Raw genomic sequence first — 17,295 nt, forward strand, 5'->3', positions numbered from 1 at the left:
GATTACTACGTTTAGATTACGTTTGAACTTGTTTTTCGTGCTATTATAGCGCGCTTCTTCAAGGTTCTTGAGGAAATAATTTTGCATTACCTAACGTTAGGGTGTCTATGAAAATAGATGTAATTAGGTGATGTTTTTTTAACCCATAACAACGGAGTCAATTATGTCAGTTACTATGCGTCAAATGTTAGAAGCGGGGGTCCATTTCGGCCACCAAACCCGTTACTGGAATCCAAGAATGGCACCATATATTTTTGGCGACAGGAATAAAATTCATATTGTTAACCTAGAAAAAACATTACCAATGTTCCAAGAGGCCTTGAAGTATATCCGCACTCTTGCTGCAAACAAAGGACGAATTCTTTTTGTAGGTACGAAAAGACAAGCCCGAGAAATTCTTAAAGAAGAAGCTTCTCGCGCTGGTGTTTCTTACGTTAATCATCGCTGGTTAGGCGGTATGCTCACAAATTTTAAAACAGTGAGACAGTCTATTAAGCGTCTTAATGATTACGAAGCGATGCTTGAAGATGGAAGTTTACTTAAGTTTAATAAAAAAGAAGCGTTAGGCTATAAGCGTGACTATGAAAAATTACAACGCTCAATTGGCGGTATTAAAGATATGACAGCACTTCCTGATGCAATTTTTGTAATCGACGTAGGTCATGAGAGTGGCGCTATAGTTGAAGCAAATAAGCTTGGTATACCTATCATTGGTGTTGTAGACACTAATAATTCACCTGATGACATTTCATATGTGATTCCTGGCAACGACGACTCAAGTAGAGCCATTAGACTCTACGCAAGAGGTATGGCTGACGCAGTATTAGAAGGTAAAAGTCAGGCATTAAATGAACTTGCTAAGTCAGTATCGCAAGAAGAAGAATTTGTAGAAGTGACTGAGGCAGTCGCTGAGTAATTTTTAAAGCATTATTTAAAAGGGGCTTCATGCCCCTTTTTTAATAATAAATTTATTCATACAGTTTTTAAGGAGTAATCAAAGTGGCAGAAATAACAGCAAGCATGGTCAAAGACCTACGTGATCGCACAGACGCACCTATGATGGATTGTAAAAAAGCATTAACTGAAGCTGATGGTGACAGCGTGCGCGCTGAAGAAATTTTAAGAGTTCGTTTCGGAAATAAAGCAAGTAAAGCTGCCGGAAGATTGGCCGCTGAGGGTATTGTGATTGCTTTTGTAGCTAAAGACGGCAAAACAGGAACGCTGCTTGAAGTTAACTCAGAGACAGATTTTTGCGCGAAAAATGAAGACTTTTTAAAGTATTCAAACGAACTTGTAAGCACCATTAATGAAAAGAATCCAGCTAACATCGAGGCTTTAACAAGTTTAAATATGGCTTCTGGTAATGCTGAGGAAGTTCGCACTCAGCTTGTGGGTAAAATTGGTGAAAATATTACACCGCGTCGATTTGTTCGTTATCAAACAACGGGTCAAATATTTAGTTATATTCACAGCGGAAGAATTGGCGTGCTTTTAGACCTTCAGGGTGGAGATGAGGCTTTAGGAAAAGATTTAGCCATGCATATTGCAGCAAATAAACCCAAAGCACTTAATGCATCTGGCATTGATGCTGCATTAATTGAGGTTGAGAAACGTGTAGCGATTGAAAAAGCAAAAGAGGCTGGAAAACCAGAAGCTATGTTAGAAAAAATTGCAGAAGGCACAGTGCAAAAATTCCTTAAAGAGGTCACATTACTGAATCAACCTTTTGTGAAAGATGACAAAGTAAGCGTTGAGCAATTATTGAAAGCTAACAACGCAACTGTGAATGCTTTTAGCATTTATTCTGTAGCTGAAGGCATTGAAAAGGCGGTAGTAGATTACGCCGCAGAAGTTGCAGCGGCAGCAAAGGTTTAGTCTTATCAAAGCATTTAAAGGATTGTATGATTTATACAGTCCTTTTTTTATGCCCCCTGGTTTAAAAATACGTTAAACTTTAAGGAAAATTATGGCCCAATCTGCATACAAAAGAATTATGTTGAAAATATCAGGCGAAGCCTTGATGGGCGAAGATCCGTTTGGTATTAATCAGCATACTATTTCAAATATAGTTCATGAGATTAAAGAAGCGCTCGATTTAAAAATTCAAATGGGTATTGTGATTGGTGGCGGCAATATTTTTAGAGGTGTAGCTTTAGGCGCTGCAGGTATGGATAGGGCGACTGCAGATTATATGGGCATGATGGCTACTGTGATGAATGCATTGGCTCTTCAAGATGCCATGAAACATGTAGGAATTGTAGCCCGTGTTCAATCAGCGCTAAATATCGAACAAGTGGTAGAGCCATATATTCGTGGCAAGGCTATTCGCTATCTTGAAGAGGGTAAAGTGGTTATATTCGCTGCAGGAACAGGTAATCCCTTCTTTACGACTGATACAGCAGCAGCATTGCGAGGCGTAGAAATGAATGCAGATATTATGATTAAAGCGACCAAAGTCGATGGTATTTATTCAGAAGACCCTAAAAAAAATCCAAAGGCAAAGCGATACGAAGTTGTCAGTTTTGATGAAGCCATTCAAAAGGATTTAAAAGTCATGGATGCCACAGCCCTGACTTTATGTCGAGACCAACAATTACCGATCGCAGTATTTAATATATTTAAATCAGGGGCATTAAAAAATATTTTATTAGGACAAAATGAAGGTACGCTCGTGATGCCTAATATACATTGATTAAAGAGGATGGTCATGACTGAAGCAATTAAAGTAAATGTAAGTGAAAAGATGCAAAAATCTCTAGACTCTTTTAAGTCTGATCTTGCAAAAGTTAGAACAGGTAGAGCACATACTGGACTTTTGGATCATATTGTCATTGATTATTATGGTTCTATAGTTCCTATTAATCAGGTAGCTGGTGTTAATTTAGGTGATGCAAAAACAATCAATGTGCAGCCTTATGAGAAGAGTATGGTCGCGAAAATCGAAAAAGCGATTCGCGATAGCGACCTTGGATTAAATCCCGCAACATCTGGTGACCTTATTCGCGTCCCTATGCCCACACTGACAGAAGAGCGTAGAAGGGATCTTATAAAAGTTGTTCGAACAGAAGCTGAGTCAGCTAAAGTAGCAATGCGAAATATTAGGCGCGATGCAAATGACTCCCTAAAAAAATTAATCAAAGAAAAAGAAATCAGTGAAGATGATGAACGAAGATCGCAAGATGAAGTTCAAAAAATTACAGATAAGTTTATCGCCGAAATCGATAAACTTCTTCAAACAAAAGAATCTGAATTACTCGCAATTTAGTGTTTAATTTCTTTCGTCCATTACGAGCCAAAGAAGCGCTATTAGAAAAACCTAAACATATCGCTATTATTATGGACGGTAATGGGAGATGGGCAAAGAAACGACTAATGCCACGCATTTCCGGCCATAAAAAAGGTTTAGAATCAGTTAGAACAGTCATTACGCAATGCCAAAAATTAAACATACCTTTTCTAACATTATTTGCTTTTAGCACAGAAAATTGGTTGAGACCTACACAGGAAGTTAATTTTTTAATGTCATTGTTTCAAGAATCAATTAAAAAAGAATCGTCAGCCCTCATTAAGCATAATGTCAGATTTAAGTTAATTGGTGACCAAAAACCGTTTCCAAAAAAACTCGTTGATAAAATAAAAGAACTTGAAAAGCTTACTGAAAAAAATACTGGACTAACATTAAGTGTTGCAATAAATTATGGTGGAAGATGGGATATTGTGAATGCAGTTAATAAATATCAAAAAGAAACGCTTTCTAAAAAACCATTAACTCAAAAAAATCTCATTCAAAACCTATCTTTAAATTACGCACCAGATCCGGACCTCTTAATTAGAACCGGCGGAGAAAAACGTATTAGTAATTTTTTAATTTGGCAGTTTTCATATTCTGAGCTTTATTTTACAGAGACGTTATGGCCTGATTTTAATGAAAGCGCACTTATGACTGCATTGCTTGAATTTCAAAAAAGAGAGCGCCGGTATGGTAAAACAAGCGAGCAATTATAAATGTTGATATCAAGAATATTCTCAGCTTTTATTATGCTTTTAGTTTTTTTATCCTCCCTTTTTCTATTTTCAGGAAGTTTTTTTTCATTTGTCGTCTATATAACTTCACTCTTAGCGCTCTATGAATGGTCAAAACTTTTATATTTCAAATCTCTTGAAAAAAAGATTTTTTTAGCCATCTCGTTATGCTTCATTTATCTAATTGATAAATTTATCACTTATGATCAGGCTAGATTTATTTTAATAGGCGCCTCCATCTTTTGGATTTTTATAGCACCTTTATTTTTAGTATTTAAAATACATCTTAAAAATTTCTACTTTAGTTCTTTGATTGGCTGGATGTTGATCATTCCGCTTATTGTTGCTTTAAATTATTTGATTCAATTAAGTCCTTGGGCTGTGCTTCTCGTTTTAATGACTATTTGGCTCGCAGATTCGGGTGCTTATTTTTTTGGAAAACAATTTGGTAAGAGAAAGCTTGCGCCGTCTATTAGCCCCGGTAAAACATGGGAAGGCTTTATAGGAGCTCTATTTGTTGTTTCATTATTTTCGATCACACTGACTTATTTTGGCTTTGTTAATTCTTACGAATCTATTTTATTTTTTATTTTAATTTTATTGTTAAGTGTTGAAGGCGATTTATTTGAGTCATACATTAAGAGAGTGGCTAAAGTTAAAGATAGTGGAGATTTAATCCCTGGTCACGGTGGCGTTCTTGATCGGATTGATAGTTTGTGTTCTAGCCTTCCTCTCGCGACTTTAATGCTTGTTTCACCATCTTTTTTCGGGCGACTTATTTAAGTGGAAACAATTGTTATCTTAGGCTCAACTGGAAGTATTGGTTGCAATGCACTTCAAGTTATAAAGCTTCATCAAGATAAATATAAGGTTTTTGCGCTCACAGCAAATGGAAATGTTGATCTATTAACAGAGCAATGTAGGGAATTTGAACCTCAATTTGCCTTTGCTTTAAATCGAGAGGCAAACCAACAACTTAAGAAAAATTTACTTGCATTTAATTCAAAAACAATTGTTTTAGATGATGAAAATTCTCTAGATTGGCTTGCTTCTCATAAAGAAACGAACACAGTTATTTCAGCTATTGTAGGTGCGGCAGGACTTAAGCCTACAATGGCAGCCGCAAATAGTGGAAAAAAGATTTTGTTAGCCAACAAAGAAACGCTTGTCATGGCCGGGGAATTGTTTGTTAAAGCTGTAAAACAATCTAATGCCACCTTAATACCTATAGATAGCGAACATAATGCGATTTTACAAGTGCTGCCACAAAGTAAAAAATTAAACTATAAATCCAATGGCATTAGAAAAATTTTATTGACTGCATCTGGTGGACCTTTTAGGACTTCTACTAAGGAAGAGCTTAAATATGTGACACCGAAAGATGCTTTACGTCATCCAAATTGGATTATGGGCAAAAAGATTACGATCGATTCCGCAACGATGATGAATAAAGGTCTAGAAGTAATTGAGGCTTGTTGGTTATTTAATATTCCATCTTCAGATATTGAAGTGGTTATTCACCCTCAAAGTATTATTCATTCCCTTGTAGAGTATGTTGATGGAAGTACGCTTGCGCAATTGGGCAATCCCGATATGAGAACGCCTATTGCTTATGCATTAAGTCACCCCGAAAGAATTGAATCCGGAGTTTTGGGGCTTGATCTTATTAAAACAAAAAGACTTGATTTTGAAGCACCTGATTTAGATAAATTTCCTTGCCTTGGATTGGCTTACAAAGCGCTTCATATAGGCAATAATGCACCTACTATTCTCAATGCAGCTAATGAAGTAGCTGTTGAAGCTTTTTTAAACGAATCTATCACTTTTAATCAGATCGCAGAATTGATTGAATTTTGTATGGATGCTGTTGAGCCTCAAAGCTTAGATTCCATCGAAACAGTTTTAGATGTGGATAGTAAGACACGTCACCTTGCACTTTCTTGGATTGATTGTCATAACTTAACTTCATGACAACTTTTTTTGTCTTTATTCTTACGATTAGTATTGTTGTAGGCATTCATGAATTTGGTCATTTTCAAATGGCACGTTGGTGCAATGTTAAAGTATTAAAGTTCTCAATTGGATTTGGCAAACCTCTTTTTACTTTTCGTTTTGGCAAAGATAGAACCGAATTTGTTATATCTTCTATCCCCTTAGGTGGCTATGTAAAGCTTTTAGACGAAAATAATATTGAGACAAGTGAAAAAGTTAACAAAATTGATCTTAAAAGAGCATTTAATCGACAGCCTTTAATCAAACGTTTTCTTATTGTGGCTGCCGGCCCCTTAATTAATATTATTTTGGGTATTTTGATTTTTTCTTTTATCTTTATGCATGGTTCAAAGCAAATTAAGCCATGCATTAGTGAACTTCCAATTTCGAGCGAAGCTTACCAGTTAGGACTTAGAGCGGGGGATGAGATCGCATCCCTTGATGGCAGTGAAATCAAATCCTTAGAAGACTTACTTACTTCCATAAAAGACCAAAAAAAAGTATTTCAAGATGTAGGCTTGAAGCGGAATGGCGAGATCACCCATATTAAAAATCTTTTATGGACCGATGAAATCAAGGTTTTTCCATACGGACTCCCCATTTTAATTCAATCAGTGGAGGCAGGAAGTATTGCTGAAAAAATAGGGTTACGGACACATGATCAAATGCTTATGGTAGATCAAATTCCCATTAAAGACATTCCAGATTTGATCGCTAGTGTGCAAAAAAACTGGTCACAGTCTTATTCTTTAACGATAAAAAGAGAAAATATTATTCAATGTATTCATATAGATAAAGAAATATTTGAAAGTAAAGTCGATAAAAAAAGAATTGGGATTGCACTAGGTTATGATGATGTAATTATTAAGACTCATTTAGTTGAAGTAAAGCGCACATTTGAAGAGTCTATTAAAAAATCATTGGTCCAAACTTATGCTTTTTTCAACCTAACCTTAAAAACATTTAAGAATCTACTTACACAAAAAACCGATTTTAAAGATTTGGGTGGGCCTATAGCAATTGCACATATGGCTTCTTCTTCATTTGTGGAAGGGACTTTCCCTTACATTCAGTTTATTGGATTGATTAGTTTAAATATTGGGATATTGAATTTATTGCCTATCCCATTATTAGATGGGGGTTATTTACTTTTCTATCTCATTGAGTTTGTTAGAAGGAAGCCCTTATCAAACAAAAAAATGATGATAAGTCAAAGGGTTGGAATGTTAATTTTGGGTTTACTTACTGGAATAGCGATGTATAATGACGCCTGTCGATACCTGTTAGGAAGCTAATGACATTAAGATCTAAACTAGCTTTATTCATTTCACTCCTCCTACTCTCTATAGCAGCCTTTGCTATGGAGCCTTTCGTCATCAAAGATATTAAAATTGAAGGCCTTCAAAGGACTGAGCCTGGCACCGTTTTTAATTACCTTCCAGTGCAAGTAGGCGATACGATGACTGAGGATAAATCATCCGAAGCCATTAAATCACTTTATCGCACAGGATTTTTTAAAGACGTGCGTATAGAATCTGATCAAAATATTCTTCTTATTACTGTGCAAGAGCGACCTTCGATCGCTGATATTCAATTTTCTGGTAATAAAATGTTTCAAACAGACAAATTAAAAGAAAGCTTAAAATCCATAGGATTGGCTGAAGGCCAAATTTTTGATAAGACAAAATTGGTGTTTATGGAACAAGAAATAAAAAAACAATATTTATCTCTTGGTAAATATTCAGCCAACGTAAAAACATCCTCATTCCCGCTTGAAAGGAATAGAGTGGCTATTAGATTTGATATTGAGGAAGGGATTATTTCAAGAATAAAAGAAATTAATATTGTTGGTAATCAAATTTACAGTTCATCTGATATCACATCAAGCTTTGAACTTAAAACAACTAATTGGCTTTCATGGTGGTACAAAGATGATCAGTATTCAAAACAAAAACTTACAGCCGATTTGGAATCTCTTAAATCTTTCTATATGAATCGTGGGTATTTAGAATTTTCAGTTGATTCAACGCAAGTATCTATTACACCAGAAAAAGATGACGTCTATATCACTATTAATATTTCAGAGGGTCCGAAATATAAAGTGTCTGATGTAAAGCTTGCGGGTGATCTTCAGCAAGTACCTGAAAGCGAATTGCAAAGATTAATTAAAATTAAAAAAGATGATATTTTTAGTCGACAAAAAATCACCGAATCAACCAAGGCGATGAATAGTCGCTTGGGTAATGATGGTTTTGCCTTTTCGAATGTCAATGCAATACCAGAAATTAATAAAGATGAACAAACTGCATCATTTACTTTCTTTGTAGATCCTGGACGTAAAGTTTATGTTAGGCGTATTGATATTGAAGGTAATCAACGTACCCGTGATGATGTGGTTAGGCGTGAATTCAGACAAGTTGAGTCTGGCTGGTATGCAGCCGATAAAATAGACCGATCTAAAGTAAGATTAAATCGAACACAATTTTTCTCTGACGTAAATACTGAAACGCCAGCTGTTCCTGGAACCACGGACCAAGTAGATATTAAGGTTAAAGTTACCGAAAAAAATACTGGTAGTGTTATGCTTGGAGCCGGCTTAAGCAGTGCTGAAGGATTGGTCGGCAGTTTTAATGTAACGCAAGCAAATTTTCTTGGTACTGGCGACAGAGTTTCTGCCCAAGTTAATACCGGATCAATAAATAAAACCTACGCATTGAACGTAACAAAGCCTTTTTTTACCCCTGAAGGTATAGCTTTAAATTACGGAGTATATAGGCGTGATGTAAACACTTCATCACTTAGAGTAGTTTCTTACAACACTTCCTCTTATGGACTTTCGCTCGGCTTAACAGTGCCTTTATCTGAAAAAAATGCAATAAGTTACGGGATAATTTTAGATAATACGGAAGTCAGCAATCTTGTAGTTGGAGTCTCTCCTGATAGATACATTGACTTTTGTAATCGTCTCACCGGTACAAATAATTCATCAGCTTGCTCAATGACTCAGCTGGGTGCTTCACTTGGTTGGTCTTTAGATACCCGAGATAACTTAATGATGCCTAAGGAAGGTCGTTTAACAAGAGTGAATGGAGAATTATCTGTTCCCGGATTTGATATTCAAACCTATAAAGTTTTTCTACAAAACTCAGAGTACACTAAAATAAATAATTCTATTACCTTTGGTTTAAATGGGCAATTTGCTTATACTGATAGCTATGGTGATAAACCGTTCCCCTTCTTTAAAAATCTTTTTGTTGGAGGTGTTAATAGCGTTAGGGGGTATCGACAGTCTGCAATTGGTCCATATCAAATGAATACGGCTAATGGACAAAATTTATTCTTGGGTGGTAACAAGCAACTTGTTGTCAATGCTGAATTGTTTATGCCTATGCCGTTTATAAAAAATAATGATCAATTTCGCTTGAGTACTTTCATTGATGCTGGTAATGTTTATACTGAAAATGAAGGGGTTGATTTAGCCTCTTTAAGGTATTCTGCAGGTGTTGGTGTTATGTGGGTATCGCCCTTTGGACCTCTAAAATTGGTTTATGCTAAGCCTTTTAATAATCAAGCTACTGATGTCACTGAAAACATTCAATTTCAAATGGGCCAGCAATTTTAATTTTTATCTATAAATATATTAGGAGATAATTTAAGTGAAATATAATTTTTTGATTTTAGCAGTTTTACTTACTGCAAGTATTACTTCCCACGCAGAACTAAAAATAGGTTTTGTACAAGTAGATAAAATCTTACAAGAAGCACCACAAACCATTGAGAGTAATAAAAAACTTGAAAAAGAATTTAGTTCGCGCACAGATAAATTAAAAGCAGACGTTAAATCTTTAAAAGAAAGAGAATCTTCTTTTTCTAAAGATGCTTTAACAATGAAAGAATCTGAACGTGACACCAAGGAAAAGTCACTGTCTCAACTCCGCGTTGATGTTCAGCGCAAAGAACGTGAATTAAGGGAAGATATTAATATTAGACGAAATGAAGAGCTTGGCGGCCTTCAAGAGCAGATTAATAAAGCTGTTACATCTGTTGCTAAAGCAGAGGGATTTGATCTTGTTCTATATAATGGCGTTGCTTATGCTAGTGAAAAAATTGATATTACAGATAAGATCTTAAAATCATTAGGTAAAAAATAATAGCTGGCCTAAATTGTTCTTATGGGCCAAACAATCACATCTGGTGATCTAGTAAAAAAATTAGGCGGCGAGTTAATAGGCGATTCAAACTTACTTATTAACTCTGTAGGCTCACTTGAGTCAGCTCATCAAAATTCAATTTCTTTTTTTAATAATCCGAAATATTCAGATTTATTAAAAAGCACAAAAGCAGCAGTTGTTATAATTAATAGAGTTGACCTCCCTGATCGTTCAGGCACCTCCATAGTCATAGATAATCCATATTTGTATTTTGCGAAGGTATCTCAGTTACTAAATCCTAGCAAAACTTTAAAAAAAGAAATTCATAAATCTGCAATTATTCATTCGAGTTGCAAGTTGGGTCAGGATATATACATTGGCCCCAATGTTGTTATTGAGGAAAATGTTTCTCTTGGTGATGAAGTCGTTATTCATGCAGGCTCAATAGTTGAGGCTGATAGTGCAATTGGTAATGCTTCAGTTATTCACCCCCATGTTGTCATAAAGGCAAATACAATCATCGGTAAAAACTGCATCCTTTATGCCGGCTGCATCATTGGCTCAGATGGTTTTGGTTATGCAAAAGATGATAGCAAGTGGCTAGCTATTCCTCAAATAGGAAGAGTGATTTTAGGTGATAACGTTGATATTGGCTCAAATTCAACCATAGATCGAGGTGCTTTAGATGATACTATTATCTCTAGCGGCGTTAAAATTGATAATTTAGTGCAAATTGGTCACAACTGTTTGGTTGGTGAAAATACGATTATTGCAGGATGTGTTGGTATTGCAGGCAGTGCTAAAATCGGCAAAAATTGTGCTATCGGAGGAGCTGCTATGATCTTAGGGCATTTATCAATTACAGATAATGTGACTATCTCACCTGGCTCAATGATTACAAGATCAATCAAAACTTCCGGAACTTACACTGCGCTTATGCCTTTCCAAGATCATGAAAAATGGCTTAAAACAGCAGCAAAAATTAAAAGACTAAAATAATAGGAATAGTAAAGATGGCTGAAAATACTGCAATGGACATACATGAAATTTTAAATCACTTACCGCACAGATATCCTTTTGTGCTTATTGATAGAGTAATTTCAATGGAGCTCGGGAAAGAAATTTTCGCCATAAAAAATGTTTCAATTAACGAACCTTTTTTTCCAGGTCACTTTCCTTACTATCCTGTAATGCCAGGCGTTTTAATTGTAGAAGCAATGGCACAAGCTGCAGCTATTTTATCTTTTAAAACAATGGATACAAAACCATCAGATGATTCAGTTTATTATTTTGCCGGAATAGATAGCGCACGTTTCAAAAAACCAGTTTCCCCTGGTGATCAACTTATTATCCATGTAAAGATAGATCGCGTTTTAAAAGGTATATGGAAGTATATTGCAGTTGCCAAAGTTAATGATGAAATCGTGGCTGAAGCGAGCATGATGTGTATTTTAAAGCCTATCGAAAAAAAATAAATTTATAGAGTTGTAATATTATTTTGATTCATCCTACCGCAATTGTTAGCCCTAAAGCCAGTTTAGATTCCAGCGTTAAAGTTGGGCCTTATTCTATTATTGATGCAGAAGTTAAAATTGGAGCAGGTTCAGTTATTGGAAACCATGTAACCATAACTGGGAATACTACAATTGGAAAAAATAATCATATCTACCACTACAGCTCAATCGGCGAAGCGCCTCAAGATAAAAAATACAATCAAGAAAAAACATTCCTAGAAATTGGTGACAATAATACCATTAGAGAATTCTGCACTTTTAATCGAGGCACAGCGCAAGATCATGGAATAACAAAAATAGGTAATGATAATTGGATTATGGCCTACGTCCACATAGCCCATGACTGTGAAATTAAAAATCAAATCATACTTGCGAATAACACATCCCTTGCAGGCCACGTGTCGATTGATGATTACGCGATACTTGGAGGATTCACTCTTGTTCATCAGTTTTGTAAGATTGGCAGCCATATCATTACAGCAGTCAATACAGTAGTCTTTAAAGACATCCCGCCTTATGTTATAGCAGCTGGTTATGATGCAAAGCCGAATGGTATTAATGCAGAAGGGCTAAAAAGAAGAGGCTTCGATCCGAAGATTATTGCAAAAATTAAAGAAGCTTATAAGATTTTATATCGCCAAGGCCTCTCTCTAAACGAGTCTCAAGAAAAAATTAAATTGCTAAGTAAAGATACCGACGCTCTGAATCTTTATATCGATTTTATTGCAAAATCTACCCGCGGTATTATTCGTTAATTATGAAAACGATTGCCATAGTTGCCGGAGAATCTTCCGGAGACTTGCTAGGAAGTCACTTAATTAAGTCGTTAAAATCAATCCGTTCTGACCTTAAGTTTATAGGTGTCGCTGGACCAAAAATGGTTAAAGAGGGTGCCTTATCATATTTCCCAATGGAAGAACTTTCAGTAAGGGGTTATTTTGAAGCCATCAAAAAATTATTTCACCTTTTAAAATTAAGAAAAAATCTTTTAAATCAAATTCTCAATGCAAAACCTGATTTGTTTATTGGCGTTGATGCCCCTGACTTTAATTTTTGGATTGAAAGACAGTTAAAGAAAAAAGGTATTCCTGTGATTCACTACGTTAGTCCATCTATATGGGCGTGGAGAGAGGATAGACTTAAAATGATTAAAAAATCGATAGATCATATGCTGACTATATTTCCCTTTGAAAAAAAAATTTATTCAAAAGCTAATATCGAAGCAACTTTTGTAGGGCACCCGCTTGCTGAGATGATTCCCCTCAACCCAAACAAAAAGAAAGCTCAAGCTAAACTTAAAATTATTAAAGCTACTAGAGTTATAGCGCTTCTTCCTGGAAGTAGGCAAGGGGAAGTGAAATGGCATGCGCAACTCCTTATTGAGTCAGCGATTGAACTTTCAAAAAAAATACGAGATGTGAAATTTTTGGTACCACTGCCTACCAGGGAGACATATGATATTTTTTCGAGAGCTTTATTTAAGAATACGCATGCAGAGTTAGATATCCAGATTCTTATTGGCCACGCATCAGATGCAATTAATGCTGCTGACCTTGTTATTGTTGCATCAGGAACTGCAACGCTTGAAACAGCTCTTTATAAAAAGCCTATGGTAGTTATCTATAAAATGTCATCGATCAGTTGGCAAATTCTTAAGCGCATGCGTTATTTGCCTTATGTAAGCCTTCCAAACATACTTCTAAACAAATTTTTTGTACCGGAGCTTTTGCAAAAAGAAGCTACACCGGAAAATATCACTTCAAAAGCTATCGAAATTTTAAAAGATGCGCCTTATAGAAAAAATCTTTTAATTCAATTTACGAAAATACATCATCAACTAAAACAAAATACATCTGAGCGCTTAAATAAAATTATTTTAAAATTCATTAAATAAAAATGCATACAAATTTAATTTGTGGTGTTGATGAAGCGGGAAGAGGACCTTTGGCAGGGCCAGTTTATGCAGCTGCCGTTATTTTGGGCCCTGATTTCGACACCGAAGGTTTGCGTGACTCTAAAAAAATATCCGAATCTAAAAGATATACTCTTGCAGCACATATAAAGAAAAATGCTTTAGCTTGGTCTTTAGGTATATGTAGCGCATCAGAAATTGATAAGCTTAATATCCACCAGGCAACATTATTAGCTATGAAAAGAGCAATTGAAGGTTTAAACGGCTACGTCTCAATCAAAATTGTGGTAGATGGATTATTTTGTCCTCAAGTAGAGCATCCTTGTGAGGCGATTGTCAAAGGTGACGATAAAGTTGCCGAGATTTCAGCAGCTTCAATTATTGCAAAAACAGAACGTGATCTTGAAATGATAGAGATTGATAAGATTTATCCTAAGTATCAATTTAAAAAACATAAGGGTTACCCAACAAAATTACATATAGAAATGATTAAATACGAAGGTCTTTGTGAGTATCACCGAAGAAGTTTCTCACCTATAAAAGAAATGCTAGCATTCTAGTAAAAATACACAGGGCTTATTTTTTAAATCTGGCGTCATTTCTTTTTTCCAGTCTTTTATATTTTTCGTTAAAATAAATTCATTTTCTGATGAGATATCTAATGCAACACAAAGCTTTGTTCTGTCTTGAAGTTTACTTATCAAATCATTAAAAATATGCTGGTTTCTGTAGGGCGTTTCAATAAAAATCTGAGTCTCATGATTCTTGCTTGAATCATTTTCAATTGAAATAATTTTCTTTATTCTGTCTTCTTTTTCTGAAGGAAGGTAGCCATGAAACTTAAATTGCTGCCCATTAAGGCCTGATGCCATAAGGGCTAAAATGATTGACGACGGGCCTATCATGGGTATGACCTTAATATTTTTTTGGTGGGCCAAAGCAACCATTTTTGATCCAGGGTCAGCTACTGCTGGGCAGCCTGATTCAGAAATTAAACCAATATCAAAACCTTCCAAAAGCGGCCTTAAATAATTTGTAATTTCTGCTTCAATTGTAGATTTATCTAATACTTCAAAATGTAATTGATTAATAGGTTTTTGAAGATTAAGAGCGCTTAAATGAAAACGTGCTGTTTTCTCATTTTCCACTACAAAATAATCCAGACGTTCGACAATTTTTCGATGGTTTTCTAAAAGAATAGATTCCTTAGCATTTTGATCAATCGGAACAGGGATGAGGTACAAACACCCATTTGTCTTATCTGTCATTACAATGCTAAACCTTCATTTTCAAGCATGTTCGATAGCTTAATGAGTGGCAGTCCTATCAATGCTGTAGGATCTTCGCCTTTAATATATTCAAGAAGAGTAATACCCAGGCCTTCAGACATGACGCTTCCTACGCAATTATATGGCTGTTCTTTCAGCAAATAAGATTCAATTATTTTCTGATTTAATTTTTTATATTTCACCTCAAAATCAACGACACATTCTTGTACTTGTTTTGTTTTTGTATTTAACAAACAAAGTGAGGTGTAGAAAGTTGCAATTTTCCCACTTAAAAATTGGAGTTGTTTTACAGCATTTTCATGTGTATTTGGTTTTTCGATAATTTGATTTTGACATTCTGCTGTTTGGTCGGAGCCGATGATCAATGAATTTGCATAGTGCGGCGCTACTTTAAATGCTTTTTCTCGTGCAAGTCTGAAGGAGATGTCTTTTGCTTTTTCACCCCTATGAGGTGTTTCATCAATATCGGGACTAAAGACATCAAAAGGTAATTTAAATCGTGATAGTAATTCTCTTCTATAAGGCGATGATGAGGCCAAAACAATCGTTAACATGCATTGGTTTCTTTATGATTCAGGTTGAATTTCAAGTAGCGTTTCATCTGGGGATACCGCTTCACCTTTTGCTACATGAATCGCAACTACAATACCCGAAGTAGGGGATTGAATTTCATTCTCCATTTTCATGGCCTCAATCACAATTACACTGCCTCCAGCCTCAACTCTGTCGCCAATTTTAACTTTAACGTCAATAATTGTTCCTGGCATAGCTGTAGTAATACAGCCCTCGTGATTGGGCCTAGGTCTTGCTGATTTAGATGTTTCTTGAGACTGTTTTTTTGAAGATTTTTTTCCATTCGTCACTTCAACTTCATGCAAAGTTTCGACTAACACCTCTTCCGAAATGCCATCTACGGATACATAAAATGGCCTTCTTGCTTCACCGGTATAGCCTGATCCCGTTAATTTGATATTGAATGTTTCACCATGAAGCGTGACATTAAATTCACTAGGTGCGAATTTTTCAGCAGACGAAAATACATTGTCTTTTGGAAGAAGTGGTTCGGGTTTAATGCTACCTGCATTTCTTTCTTGTAAGAATATCTTGGCAACGTCAGGAAACATGGCATACGTTAAAATATCTTCATCAGATTTTGTAATTTGCTCTGCTTCAATTTTAAGTTTTACAAGTTCAGGCTCCAAAAGATCGGCAGGTCTGGATGTCAATGGTTTTTTTTCACCGATGGCCATCATTTGAATTTTTTGATTCACTTTGCCGGGTGCTTTTCCATATTCACCCATGAAATAACTTTTTACCTCATTGGTAATCGATTTATATCTAGCGCCTGTTAAAACATTTAAGACTGCTTGTGTGCCTACAATCTGGGAAGTTGGTGTCACAAGTGGTGGGTAACCTAAATCTTCACGTACTCTAGGAATTTCAAGAAGCACTTCGTTCATACGATCAAGTGCACCTTGCTCTTTAAGCTGATTAGACAAATTGGAAATCATACCGCCAGGGACTTGATTACTAAGCACCCTTGTATCTACGCCAGTGTAATCAGATTCAAATTGCCAATATTTTTTTCTTACAACCTTTAATTGCTCGCTAATCTCTTCAACTTTTTTAATATCAATACCCGTTTCGTAGCCTAAATCCTCTAAGACAGCAATTATAGATTCTGTCGATGGATGACTTGCGCCTTCTGCAAAGCTTGAATTACATGTATCAATAATGTCCGCACCATTTTGTACAGCAGTTAAAAGATTAATACTTGCTAATCCTGAAGTTGCGTGTGAATGAACGTGAATTGGTAAAGAGGTAGATTTTTTTAAAGACGTTACAAGCTCTTTAGTGGCTGACGGCGTTAAAAGACCCGCCATATCTTTAATGGCTATTGTGTCACATCCGTAACTTTCCATTTCTTTTGCAAGATTAACGAAATAAGGGATGTTATGCACAGGGCTTGTGGTATAGCTTAATGTACCTTCTGCGTGTTTTTTATATTTTTTGACTGCTTTTATTGATGTTGTAAGATTTCTTACATCATTCATGGCATCGAAAATTCTAAAAACATCGACACCATTATTGGCTGATTGTTTGACGAATGCGTCAACAACATCATCTGAATAATGACGATAGCCTAATAAGTTCTGACCTCGAAGTAACATTTGTATACGAGAATTTGGGAGAGCTTTTCTTAAAAGCTTTAAACGCTCCCATGGATCTTCTTTTAAAAATCTTACACAAGCATCAAACGTAGCTCCACCCCATGCTTCAATTGACCAAAAGCCAAGTGAATCTAATTGCGGACATATGGGAAGCATGTCCTCAGTGCGAAGTCTAGTTGCAATTTGACATTGATGCCCATCTCTTAAAACTAATTCTGTAATATGTATTTTTTTCATAGCTAT

18 protein-coding genes are annotated in these 17,295 nt (G+C 35.7%); 15 read left to right on the forward strand and 3 right to left on the reverse strand.

Annotated features, from left to right (window positions below; genetic code table 11):
* Positions 1-163 precede the first annotated feature (163 nt).
* The 15 genes from rpsB to rnhB all read left to right on the forward strand — a co-directional run bounded on the left by rpsB (position 164) and on the right by rnhB (position 14,152).
* Positions 164-916 carry a 30S ribosomal protein S2 gene (gene rpsB, locus FIT79_RS03465; protein WP_139867674.1) on the forward strand — a complete coding sequence of 251 codons (753 nt, stop codon included), beginning with the start codon at positions 164-166 and terminating at the stop codon, positions 914-916.
* A gap of 83 nt (positions 917-999) precedes the next feature.
* Positions 1,000-1,875: a translation elongation factor Ts gene (gene tsf / locus FIT79_RS03470; protein ID WP_139875629.1), complete on the forward strand. Its 876-nt coding sequence runs from the start codon at positions 1,000-1,002 to the stop codon at positions 1,873-1,875.
* 91 nt (positions 1,876-1,966) lie between these two features.
* Entirely contained in the window at positions 1,967-2,692 is a 726-nt protein-coding gene (pyrH, locus tag FIT79_RS03475; protein WP_139875630.1) for a UMP kinase, read from the forward strand.
* Between the two features lie 15 nt (positions 2,693-2,707).
* Entirely contained in the window at positions 2,708-3,265 is a 558-nt protein-coding gene (frr, locus tag FIT79_RS03480; RefSeq protein ID WP_139875631.1) for a ribosome recycling factor, read from the forward strand.
* Entirely contained in the window at positions 3,265-4,005 is a 741-nt protein-coding gene (locus FIT79_RS03485; RefSeq protein ID WP_223259617.1) for an isoprenyl transferase, read from the forward strand. Before frr ends, FIT79_RS03485 begins: the two co-directional genes overlap by 1 nt.
* Before the next feature lie 33 nt (positions 4,006-4,038).
* A complete protein-coding gene (locus FIT79_RS03490) occupies positions 4,039-4,806 on the forward strand; it encodes a phosphatidate cytidylyltransferase (RefSeq protein WP_189644842.1) in 768 nt (255 codons plus the stop codon).
* Positions 4,807-5,994: a 1-deoxy-D-xylulose-5-phosphate reductoisomerase gene (ispC, locus tag FIT79_RS03495; RefSeq protein ID WP_139875633.1), complete on the forward strand. Its 1,188-nt coding sequence runs from the start codon at positions 4,807-4,809 to the stop codon at positions 5,992-5,994. It abuts the gene before it with no gap.
* On the forward strand, positions 5,991-7,310 hold the full coding sequence (rseP, locus tag FIT79_RS03500; protein ID WP_139875634.1) for an RIP metalloprotease RseP: 1,320 nt from the start codon (positions 5,991-5,993) through the stop codon (positions 7,308-7,310). The genes ispC and rseP overlap by 4 nt, the downstream gene beginning before the upstream one ends.
* A complete protein-coding gene (gene bamA / locus FIT79_RS03505; protein ID WP_139875635.1) occupies positions 7,310-9,637 on the forward strand; it encodes an outer membrane protein assembly factor BamA in 2,328 nt (775 codons plus the stop codon). Before rseP ends, bamA begins: the two co-directional genes overlap by 1 nt.
* A 34-nt stretch (positions 9,638-9,671) precedes the next feature.
* The gene (locus FIT79_RS03510) at positions 9,672-10,166 is read left to right on the forward strand and encodes an OmpH/Skp family outer membrane protein (protein ID WP_139875636.1); all 495 of its coding nucleotides are present in this window, start codon (positions 9,672-9,674) and stop codon (positions 10,164-10,166) included.
* A gap of 21 nt (positions 10,167-10,187) precedes the next feature.
* Positions 10,188-11,165 (forward strand): UDP-3-O-(3-hydroxymyristoyl)glucosamine N-acyltransferase, encoded by a 978-nt coding sequence (gene lpxD, locus FIT79_RS03515; RefSeq protein ID WP_139875637.1) that lies wholly within the window; start codon positions 10,188-10,190, stop codon positions 11,163-11,165.
* Between the two features lie 14 nt (positions 11,166-11,179).
* Entirely contained in the window at positions 11,180-11,641 is a 462-nt protein-coding gene (gene fabZ, locus FIT79_RS03520; protein ID WP_046489284.1) for a 3-hydroxyacyl-ACP dehydratase FabZ, read from the forward strand.
* Positions 11,642-11,661: 20 nt separating this feature from the next.
* Complete coding sequence (gene lpxA, locus FIT79_RS03525) at positions 11,662-12,435, forward strand: acyl-ACP--UDP-N-acetylglucosamine O-acyltransferase (protein ID WP_223259659.1); 774 nt, start codon at positions 11,662-11,664, stop codon at positions 12,433-12,435.
* Between the two features lie 2 nt (positions 12,436-12,437).
* A complete protein-coding gene (lpxB, locus tag FIT79_RS03530; protein WP_139875639.1) occupies positions 12,438-13,574 on the forward strand; it encodes a lipid-A-disaccharide synthase in 1,137 nt (378 codons plus the stop codon).
* A 2-nt stretch (positions 13,575-13,576) separates the two neighbouring features.
* Entirely contained in the window at positions 13,577-14,152 is a 576-nt protein-coding gene (gene rnhB / locus FIT79_RS03535) for a ribonuclease HII (RefSeq protein WP_139875640.1), read from the forward strand.
* Here the strand turns inward: rnhB and FIT79_RS03540 are convergent.
* The 3 genes from FIT79_RS03540 to oadA are packed head-to-tail and all read right to left on the reverse strand — an operon-like array spanning position 14,141 to position 17,289.
* The gene (locus FIT79_RS03540) at positions 14,141-14,860 is read right to left on the reverse strand and encodes an SAM-dependent methyltransferase (RefSeq protein ID WP_139875641.1); all 720 of its coding nucleotides are present in this window, start codon (positions 14,858-14,860) and stop codon (positions 14,141-14,143) included. The two genes, rnhB and FIT79_RS03540, sit on opposite strands and share 12 nt — an antisense overlap.
* Positions 14,860-15,435 carry a Maf family protein gene (locus FIT79_RS03545; protein ID WP_139875642.1) on the reverse strand — a complete coding sequence of 192 codons (576 nt, stop codon included), beginning with the start codon at positions 15,433-15,435 and terminating at the stop codon, positions 14,860-14,862. Before FIT79_RS03545 ends, FIT79_RS03540 begins: the two co-directional genes overlap by 1 nt.
* A 12-nt stretch (positions 15,436-15,447) precedes the next feature.
* Positions 15,448-17,289, reverse strand: coding sequence for a sodium-extruding oxaloacetate decarboxylase subunit alpha (oadA, locus tag FIT79_RS03550; protein WP_139875643.1), 1,842 nt, complete (start codon positions 17,287-17,289; stop codon positions 15,448-15,450).
* Positions 17,290-17,295: the final 6 nt, after the last annotated feature.

Source organism: Candidatus Methylopumilus universalis (assembly GCF_006365315.1).
In the GTDB taxonomy this organism is placed as follows: domain Bacteria; phylum Pseudomonadota; class Gammaproteobacteria; order Burkholderiales; family Methylophilaceae; genus Methylopumilus; species Methylopumilus universalis.

What these genes read in the sequence shown, in the direction of transcription:
- rpsB (WP_139867674.1), top strand. Translation starts at nt 164, where the DNA reads ATGTCAGTTACTATGCGTCAAATGTTAGAAGCGGGGGTCCATTTCGGC.
- pyrH (WP_139875630.1), top strand. Translation starts at nt 1,967, where the DNA reads ATGGCCCAATCTGCATACAAAAGAATTATGTTGAAAATATCAGGCGAA.
- rseP (WP_139875634.1), top strand. Translation starts at nt 5,991, where the DNA reads ATGACAACTTTTTTTGTCTTTATTCTTACGATTAGTATTGTTGTAGGC.
- FIT79_RS03540 (WP_139875641.1), bottom strand. Translation starts at nt 14,860, where the DNA reads ATGACAGATAAGACAAATGGGTGTTTGTACCTCATCCCTGTTCCGATT.
- lpxD (WP_139875637.1), top strand. Translation starts at nt 10,188, where the DNA reads ATGGGCCAAACAATCACATCTGGTGATCTAGTAAAAAAATTAGGCGGC.
- FIT79_RS03545 (WP_139875642.1), bottom strand. Translation starts at nt 15,435, where the DNA reads ATGTTAACGATTGTTTTGGCCTCATCATCGCCTTATAGAAGAGAATTA.
- oadA (WP_139875643.1), bottom strand. Translation starts at nt 17,289, where the DNA reads ATGAAAAAAATACATATTACAGAATTAGTTTTAAGAGATGGGCATCAA.
- lpxB (WP_139875639.1), top strand. Translation starts at nt 12,438, where the DNA reads ATGAAAACGATTGCCATAGTTGCCGGAGAATCTTCCGGAGACTTGCTA.
- rnhB (WP_139875640.1), top strand. Translation starts at nt 13,577, where the DNA reads ATGCATACAAATTTAATTTGTGGTGTTGATGAAGCGGGAAGAGGACCT.
- frr (WP_139875631.1), top strand. Translation starts at nt 2,708, where the DNA reads ATGACTGAAGCAATTAAAGTAAATGTAAGTGAAAAGATGCAAAAATCT.
- bamA (WP_139875635.1), top strand. Translation starts at nt 7,310, where the DNA reads ATGACATTAAGATCTAAACTAGCTTTATTCATTTCACTCCTCCTACTC.
- FIT79_RS03490 (WP_189644842.1), top strand. Translation starts at nt 4,039, where the DNA reads ATGCTTTTAGTTTTTTTATCCTCCCTTTTTCTATTTTCAGGAAGTTTT.
- fabZ (WP_046489284.1), top strand. Translation starts at nt 11,180, where the DNA reads ATGGCTGAAAATACTGCAATGGACATACATGAAATTTTAAATCACTTA.